Genomic DNA, 1193 nt, shown 5'->3' with positions numbered 1-1193 from the left:
ATCCCCAATCGGTCAAGCTATTGGATGGGGCTATTAAGCTGCCTAAAATAGGATCGGTGGAAGCAAAGCTACACCGCACTTTTGAAGGGGCGTTGAAAACCGTTACAGTCAGCATGACTAAAGCATGAAGGTAAGCAGATGATCCCAACTCTCGAAATAGAGATAGCGGGTTAAGGCCCGCAAATCATCAAAAAAGGTTTTGCGGGTAGGCAAGTGTGCCCGGAGCAGCTTGTACTTCTGGTCGAGCAACTCCAGTAAGGTGTGGAACAACAGCGATAGGATGTTGAGGGTAGCGAGGAATGAGGCCAAGTGCTGCTTCCCGTGCCCAAAATTGTGTTCGAGGTTATAGCCCTTGGTCTTGAGGGTGTTATTGTTCTCGTTTTCTACCTTCCACCGGGTGCGACCGGCTAAGACAATCTCTGCGACAGTCTCATCAGTAATCGTGTGATTGGTGGCAAACGCGTTTTTGTAGACCACCTTGCCATCCGGGCGGCTCACGCTCAGTTCACACCAATTCACTAGAAGAGCATCATCGCTATCTTTGAGGGGTACCCTGTTGAGATAGCGGTAGGTATAGATTTGTTCTACCTTCCCAGTCCAACGTTTGGTCGTTACTGTTGGGAGATAAATGCCCTCAAGATGGTCATAGAGGGTAGTGTGAGACTCCCGACGACAGACCAAAATAAAGTTGAATTGCTGGGCTAGAAGTTGCTGGCACCAGGGCTGGTGGCAGTAGAGGTCATCGCCCAAAATAGTCACATTTAAGCAACTGTAGCGTTGTCCGTACTGCAAGAACCACCGTTTGGCTGCTGCATTCTCGCAGTCCTGCTTGTTATACCCATCTTGCGGCACGACAAACTCAGGTGCCAATGGAATCACTTGAGTTTGTCTAGGGCAGACAATAACTGGGGTGACCACACCATGAAAATAGGATATCTCCCCCGACTTCAACTGGCGTGTTGAACAATGAGGGCAATGGATTTGGCTCGAAGCGAAGTATTCAGTGCCATCTATTGCCATCAGCAGGGTGCCTGCAAACGAGCGAAACTCCTTCAACTGTCCCTGTTGCTCCAACACCTGCAAGATTTCCTCGAAGATGGGAAAAACCTGCTCCGGATTTACAGAGTCGAGTAGATCCCGGATGTGGTTGTCGCTTGGTATCTGATGGACCCCAAATAGGCTTTGGGCATTGC

1 protein-coding gene is annotated in these 1193 nt (G+C 49.6%); it reads right to left on the bottom strand.

Translation table 11 applies throughout. The annotated features are described in order from the left end of the window. Positions 1-117: 117 nt before the first annotated feature. A partial coding sequence (locus AC2VE5_RS28280; protein WP_486890822.1) for a transposase occupies positions 118-1193 on the bottom strand: 1076 nt, incomplete at its 5' end.

It is taken from the genome of Aliterella sp. E5.1, assembly GCF_057473825.1.
The sequence above is the reverse complement of the archived record's forward strand: the minus strand, read 5'-3'. Positions and strand labels throughout refer to the sequence as shown.